9 protein-coding genes are annotated in these 6,563 nt (G+C 65.9%); 4 read left to right on the forward strand and 5 right to left on the reverse strand.

Annotated elements, in window-relative coordinates; all coding sequences use genetic code 11:
- Position 1 precedes the first annotated feature (1 nt).
- The 5 genes from IE113_RS06515 to IE113_RS06535 form a co-directional block, all read right to left on the reverse strand.
- On the reverse strand, positions 2-673 hold the full coding sequence (locus tag IE113_RS06515) for a hypothetical protein (RefSeq protein WP_189539594.1): 672 nt from the start codon (positions 671-673) through the stop codon (positions 2-4).
- 10 nt (positions 674-683) lie between these two features.
- The gene (gene folD, locus IE113_RS06520; RefSeq protein ID WP_189539595.1) at positions 684-1,580 is read right to left on the reverse strand and encodes a bifunctional methylenetetrahydrofolate dehydrogenase/methenyltetrahydrofolate cyclohydrolase FolD; all 897 of its coding nucleotides are present in this window, start codon (positions 1,578-1,580) and stop codon (positions 684-686) included.
- The gene (locus IE113_RS06525; RefSeq protein ID WP_189539596.1) at positions 1,577-1,873 is read right to left on the reverse strand and encodes a YggT family protein; all 297 of its coding nucleotides are present in this window, start codon (positions 1,871-1,873) and stop codon (positions 1,577-1,579) included. The genes folD and IE113_RS06525 overlap by 4 nt, the downstream gene beginning before the upstream one ends.
- A 278-nt stretch (positions 1,874-2,151) precedes the next feature.
- Positions 2,152-3,048, reverse strand: a complete 897-nt coding sequence (gene argB, locus IE113_RS06530) for an acetylglutamate kinase (protein ID WP_189539597.1) — start codon at positions 3,046-3,048, stop codon at positions 2,152-2,154.
- A 48-nt stretch (positions 3,049-3,096) separates the two neighbouring features.
- Positions 3,097-3,723, reverse strand: a complete 627-nt coding sequence (locus IE113_RS06535; RefSeq protein ID WP_189539598.1) for a queuosine precursor transporter — start codon at positions 3,721-3,723, stop codon at positions 3,097-3,099.
- A gap of 109 nt (positions 3,724-3,832) precedes the next feature.
- Here IE113_RS06535 and IE113_RS06540 point away from each other — a divergent pair, with 109 nt between their 5' ends.
- The 4 genes from IE113_RS06540 (at position 3,833) to IE113_RS06555 (ending at position 6,467) form a co-directional block, all read left to right on the forward strand.
- Positions 3,833-5,065, forward strand: a complete 1,233-nt coding sequence (locus IE113_RS06540; protein WP_189539599.1) for a NupC/NupG family nucleoside CNT transporter — start codon at positions 3,833-3,835, stop codon at positions 5,063-5,065.
- Between the two features lie 95 nt (positions 5,066-5,160).
- Positions 5,161-5,556, forward strand: coding sequence for a thermonuclease family protein (locus IE113_RS06545; protein ID WP_189539600.1), 396 nt, complete (start codon positions 5,161-5,163; stop codon positions 5,554-5,556).
- A gap of 9 nt (positions 5,557-5,565) precedes the next feature.
- Positions 5,566-6,132 carry a thermonuclease family protein gene (locus IE113_RS06550; protein WP_189539601.1) on the forward strand — a complete coding sequence of 189 codons (567 nt, stop codon included), beginning with the start codon at positions 5,566-5,568 and terminating at the stop codon, positions 6,130-6,132.
- 32 nt (positions 6,133-6,164) lie between these two features.
- The gene (locus tag IE113_RS06555) at positions 6,165-6,467 is read left to right on the forward strand and encodes a putative quinol monooxygenase (RefSeq protein ID WP_189539602.1); all 303 of its coding nucleotides are present in this window, start codon (positions 6,165-6,167) and stop codon (positions 6,465-6,467) included.
- The last annotated feature ends 96 nt before the right edge of the window (positions 6,468-6,563 follow it).

The raw sequence follows: 6,563 nt of genomic DNA on the forward strand, positions 1-6,563 counted from the left end.
CTCAGTTCCCCGCCGCGACCGTTTCCTGCAACACCACGTCATGCGCGGTGCCGTTCCACAGCCGCACGGTGACCGTACGCGAACCGTCCGGGCTGACGGCGGAGGACCAGACCAGCGTCTGGTCACGCGAAACGCCCTGTTTCAGGTCCACGCCAACGTCCGGCGCGCTGATCGGCACACCCGCCTTGCCGCTGCATTCGGCCACTTTCGAGGCGATCATCTCTGGCTCGGGCAAGGCCACACCCAGCCGGTCGCCATGATCGAGCACCCATTTCAGGCTGCCATCCTGCCCGCGCGCCCAGACTGTGGTGAAATAGCCGGTCGAATCCGGGCGCTGCCATGCGCCGTGCGTCACCGCGACTGAACCGTCGCAGCTGGACCACACCAGATGCGGCTGCCACTTCACGGTATGGGCGGGATCGGGCTTGCCCTTCAGGTATTCCAGCGCCTTGACCCGCTGCGGCACGAACATTTCCGCGTCCGGCGCGGCGGTGCTGCGGAACGCGGTCCACTGGCCCTTTTCCTGCGCCAGTTTGCTGAACGCGATTTCCGCCGCGATCACCGCGCCCGGATTGGCCACCGGGCGCAGCGGCGGCCCCGCGGGGCCGCGCGGCTGACCGCCGCACGCGGCAAGGGCAAGGCTGAGCGAAAGGACAGTCAGAACACGCTTCATGCGCGTCAGTCTAGAGCGCCCCGTCGGCCAGCGCCACCCCCGCATTGCGATGGGCCGCGACCAGCGCGTTGCGCAGCAGAACGGCAATCGTCATCGGCCCGACACCACCCGGCACCGGGGTGACCGCCCCGGCCACTTCCAGCGTCTGCGCGTAATCGACATCGCCGACCAGCCGGCCCTTGCTCTCGCCCTCCGCGGGGGGAAGGCGGTTGATGCCCACGTCGATCACCGTCGCGCCGGGCTTGATCCAGCTGCCCTTGACCATTTCCGGACGGCCAACCGCGGCGACCACGATATCCGCGCGGCGCACCACGTCTTCCAGATTTTTCGTGCGGCTGTGCGCGATGGTCACGGTGCAGCTTTCGGCCAGCAAAAGCTGCGCCATCGGCTTGCCCACGATGTTGGACCGCCCGATCACCACCGCATCAAGGCCCGACAGGTTGCCCAGCTGGTCCTTGAGCAGCATCAGGCATCCCAGCGGCGTGCAGGGCACGAACCCCGGCAGTCCCACTGCCAACCGGCCAGCGTTGGTCACGTGGAACCCGTCGACGTCCTTGTCCGGGTTGATCGTGGCGATCACCTTCTGCTCGTCAAGATGCGCGGGCAACGGCAGCTGCACCAGAATGCCATCGACTGCCGGATCGGCGTTGAGTTGCTCCACCAGCGCCAGCAGGGTCGCTTCGTCAGCGTCGGCAGGCAGCTTGTGTTCAAAGCTGTTCATGCCGCATTCGAGTGTCGCCTTGCCCTTGGAGCGGACATAGACCTGGCTGGCCGGGTCTTCGCCCACCAGCACCACGGCCAGACCCGCCTTGCGGCCCGCCGCCTGCTCGAACGCCGCCGCATGGTCCGCGATCCGGGCGCGCAACCCGGCCGCAAAGGCTTTCCCGTCGATAATCGAAGCTGTCATTGCACACTCGTCATGGCGAATCCGTAAAGGATCTTCTGAAGGATGGTCAGCCCGATGATCAGCACCATCGGCGAAAAGTCGATGGCACCGGTGTTGGGCATGATCCGGCGCACGGGAGTCAGGATCGGGTCGAGCAGGGCGTTCACCGACCGCCAGATTGCCGCCACGAAATCGCTTTGCGCGTTGATCACGTTGAACTGCAGCAGCAGCGACATGATGAACTGCACGATCACGAGGGTGACCACGATCGAGATGAGGTAACCGACGATGTCGATCAACGTATACAGCAGCACAGGCCTATCCTCGTTCCAGTTGGCGCAGCGCTGATAGCCCAAGGGCCTCACTAACGGCAACCGGTACTCCCGGATCAATTTAGTAAGTGTTGCTTACAAATTTGGCAAGGGGAGTCTTGTCGGGTGCGCCAATCGCCTCCGAGATTGGCTTGCGGCACCGGCCCGCTCCCCCGCCCGGCCACCCATTCAGGATACACTTCCGTGGGTGGCCGGGCGGGGGAGCGGGCCGGTACCGCAAGGACAGGCCGGATGGCCTGTCCGGACCAAACAGGGACTCCCTACTTGCGGATCAGCGTGCCCGCCCCGCGCGAGGTGAAGATTTCCAGCAGCATCGCGTGAGGCACGCGGCCATCCAGCACGACGGCGGCTTCGCACCCGGCCTCGACCGCATGGACGCAGGTTTCCAGCTTGGGGATCATGCCGCCGCTGATCGTACCGTCCTGTTGCAGCACTTCGATGTCGGCGGGGCGCAGGTCGGTCAGCAGGTTCTTCTGCTTGTCCAGCACGCCGGTAACGTCGGTCAGCAGGAACAGCCGTGCCGCGCCCAGCGCCGCCGCAATCGCCCCGGCCATCGTATCGGCGTTGATGTTATAGGTATCGCCGTCCTCGCCCACCGCGATCGGGGCGATCACCGGAATCATCCCCGCGTCGGAAATGGTCTTGATGACGTTGGTATCGACATGGCTGGGCTCACCCACAAAGCCCAGGTCGACCACCTGCTCGATCTGGCTGTCCGGATCGCGGGTGGTGCGCTGCACCTTGCGCGCGGTGACGAGACCGCCGTCCTTGCCGGAAATGCCAATGGCCTTGCCCCCGGCCCCGGCGATCCAGCGCACGATTTCCTTGTTGATCGCACCCGACAGGACCATTTCGGCCACTTCCGCCGTCGCCTTGTCCGTCACGCGCAGGCCATCGACGAAGCGCGATTCGACGCCCAGCTTCTTCAGCATGTTGCCGATCTGCGGCCCGCCGCCGTGGACCACCACCGGATTGATGCCGACCGCTTTCAGCAGCACGACGTCTTCGGCAAAGTCATGCGCCAGATCGGGATCGCCCATCGCGTGGCCGCCGTATTTGACGACAAACGTGCGCCCGGCATAGCGCTGGAGGTAGGGCAGAGCCTCGACCAGGGTTTCCGCCTTGGTCAGCATTGCGGGATCGTGGGAACCAGTCATGCGCGCCCTTTACGCCGCTTGCGCCGGATTTGAAGCAAAAACCGCCCCTCAGGCGTCCAGTTTGCGGCCAATCCGCACCACCAGCGCGATGATCACCGGCACCATCACGGCGGACAGCACCACCTTGGCCAGCGCCTGTCCGATCATCAGGTCCATGATCGGACGCACGCCATAGAACGACACGGTGATGAAAATCAGTGTGTCGACGATCTGCGAAAGCGCCGCCGCGATGAACCCGCGAACACCCGCCAACGCGCCCACCGCGCCGCGCAACCGGTCGAAAATCCAGATGTTGAGCGTGACCGACACCCCATAGGCGATGATCCCGGCCCCCATCAGCCGCCAGCCCTGCCCCAGCACGATCGGGAAGGCTTCCTTGGCCGGTTCGTACATCCCCGGATCGGTCGGCAATTGCAGCACCAGCACGGTCAGCGCGATCGCCACGATCAGCGGGATGAAGCCATAACGCACCAGCCGATTGGCAACGTCGCGCCCGTGCAGCTCGGCAATCGCGCTGGACAGCGCAACCAGCGTCAGGAACGGAAAGATGCCCGCTTCCACCGCCAGTGGGCCGATGCCGACCTGCTTGGTGCCCAATACACCCCCCAGCGGGACCATACCGCCATAGAGGACAGCGAAAACGAACAGCGAGCGGGGGATCGAGGTGCCTTGCATGACAGCCGTGTAACGAGGAACACGGGATTGCGAAAGATCGCTATTTGACTGGTGGGCCTTCCCCGGCTTAGGTCACCGGCTTTGGCGACAGGGATTACAAGGGCCGCAAATGCAACATCTTTCCAGCCTGCTCGGGATGGCACTGATTCTGGTGGTGGCGGTGCTGCTGTCAAGCAATCGCAAGGCGATCCGCCTGCGCGTGGTCGGCGCGGCGTTTGCGCTGCAGGCCGGGTTCGCCGCGCTGGTGCTTTACGTGCCGTGGGGCAATGCCGTGCTGCAAGGGGCGGCGCATGGGGTGGAAAACCTGCTGGGCTATGCCCATGCCGGGGTGGAATTCCTGTTCGGCCCGCTGGCCAAGCCCGAAATCGGCGGCAACAGCTTTGCCATCGCCGCGCTGCCGGTGATCGTGTTCTTCGCGGCGCTGATCTCGATTCTCTATTACCTGGGCATCATGCAGCTGGTGATCCGCTGGATCGGCGGCGGGCTGGAAAAGATCACCGGGATCAGCCGGGTGGAAAGCCTTTCGGCGGCATCGAACATCTTTGTCGGCCAGTCGGAAAGCCCGCTGGTGATCCGCCCCTATCTCGCCGCGCTGACCCCGTCACAGCTGTTCTGCCTGATGACGGTCGGCATGGCCGGCGTCGCGGGGACGATCCTGGCGGCTTATGCCAGCATGGGCATCCGCATCGACTTCCTGGTGGCCGCCGCGTTCATGTCCGCCCCCGGCGGGATCCTGATGGCCAAGATCATCATGCCCGATCCGCTGGGCGAAAAGCTGCCCGAACCCGATGACGTGCCGGTGCAGAGCCTGGACGAGGAACGGCCCGCCAACCTGATCATGGCCGCCGCACAGGGCGCGCAGACCGGCGTGAAGCTGGCCGTGGCCGTTGGCGCGATGGTGCTGGCGTTCGTCGCGCTGGTGGCGCTGGCGAATGGCATCGTCGGCGGGATCGGTGGCTGGTTCGGTCAGCCCGACCTCTCGTTCCAGATGATCCTGGGCTACTTCTTCGCGCCGATCTTCCGCCTGCTGGGCGCGCCCGACTGGAACGAGGCACTGGTCGCGGGCAGCTTTTTCGGCACCAAAGTGGTGCTGAACGAATTCGTCGCGTTCATCGATCTGGGCGCGGCCAAGCAGCTGTCGGAACAGACCGTCGGCATCGTGACTTTCGCACTATGCGGGTTTGCCAACTTCAGCTCGATCGCCATCCAGATGGCGGTTACCGGCGGCCTCGCCCCCAACCAGCGGCCGATGATCGCCAAGCTGGGGATCAAGGCGCTGGTCGCGGGCAGCCTCTCCAACCTGATGAGCGCGGCGCTGGCGGGCCTGTTCCTGAGCCTGTAACCGGCGGACTTGCGCGGGTCGTTCCTCCATTCCGGAGGAAACCTGCGTATTTGCCCGGATAGTGTCGCGCGCCCGAATGGCGTGTGGAGTGGCCGATGGCCCTCCTCACCCTCACCGCCGCCGCGTTCGTATTCTGCGCGCAAGGCCCTCGCACCACCTGCGTGGTCGATGGCGATACGTTCTGGCTGAACGGCGAGAAAGTGCGCATCGCCGATATCAACGCACCGGAAACCAGCGGTGCCGCCTGTCCCGCCGAAGCGGCGCAAGGCGAGGCAGCGAAGCGGCGCTTGCTCTCCCTGCTCAATGCCGGGCCATTCGACCTGATCGTGCAGGGCCGCGCGCAGGACCGCTATGGCCGGTTGCTGCGCACCGTCACGCGCGGGGGGCGCAGTCTGGGCGGGATGCTGGTGGCCGAAGGGCTGGCCGAACCCTGGCAGGGCAAGCGCGGTGACTGGTGCGCGATGCTTGCGGGCAGCCGTCCCAGCCGATAGCGCGGCGGCATGCCGTGGCCCCGTCGCAAGTCTCATGATTATGGCCGCGTCCTGCCGACCCACCGCTGGCAGGGGCTTGGCCGGCGCCAGCGGTTCTGGCGCGCCTTCAAGCCGTGGCTGGCGCTGGGCGCGCTGCTGCTGCTCTGGCCGCTGCTCGACGCCGCGCTGGTGGAGCCGCCCGCCGCGCTGTCTGGCGCGCCAGAGCGGGTGACCGGCCCGTTCACGCGCTGCGGAACGGGTAACAGTGCGAACTGCGTGGTCGATGGCGATACCTTGCGGATTGGCACGCGGCGCATCCGCCTGATCGGGATCGACGCACCCGAACTCCATGCCCCCGCCTGCCCCGCCGAAGCCGCACAGGCCGAGTCCGCGACCGAGGCGCTGCTGGCGCTGGTGCGCCAGGGCCCGTTCGACATGGCCGGCCCATTGGGCGATCCGCGCGACAAGTATGGGCGCGAACTGCGCGTGCTGACGCGGGTGAAGCCCGACGGGACGGTCCAGTCGCTTGGCGCAGACCTGCTGGCCACGGGCACAGTGCGCCGCTACCTCGGCGGCCTGCGCGGCGGCTGGTGCTGATTCGCGCGGCAACGAAACGGATGGAGAGAGAAATGCTGCTGATTCAGGGCTGGCTGAAGCTGGCGACCGGCGAATTCGACAAAGTGCAGGAACAGGCCGCCGCAATGGTGGCGGCAACCAATGCCGAAGACGGCTGCATCCACTATGCCTTCGCGCGCGACATCACCGATCCGGACCTGATCCACATTTCCGAACGCTGGGCCAGCGAGGAAGCGCTGGGCGCGCATTCCGCCAGCGCGCACATGGCCGCGTTCCAGCAGGCGATGGGCACCGTGAAGACCGAAGGGGCGGACTTGTGGCTCTATTTGGCGGAAGGCCTGAAGAAGCTGATGTAGGCCTATAATCCGGAATTGCATTCCGGATGTTCGGCACCGGCCCGCTCCCCCGCCCGGCCACCCAACGGAATTGTACGCTGTGAGTGGCCGGGCGGG

Origin of the sequence: Novosphingobium arvoryzae (assembly GCF_014652615.1) — a bacterium.
Lineage (GTDB): Bacteria > Pseudomonadota > Alphaproteobacteria > Sphingomonadales > Sphingomonadaceae > Novosphingobium > Novosphingobium arvoryzae.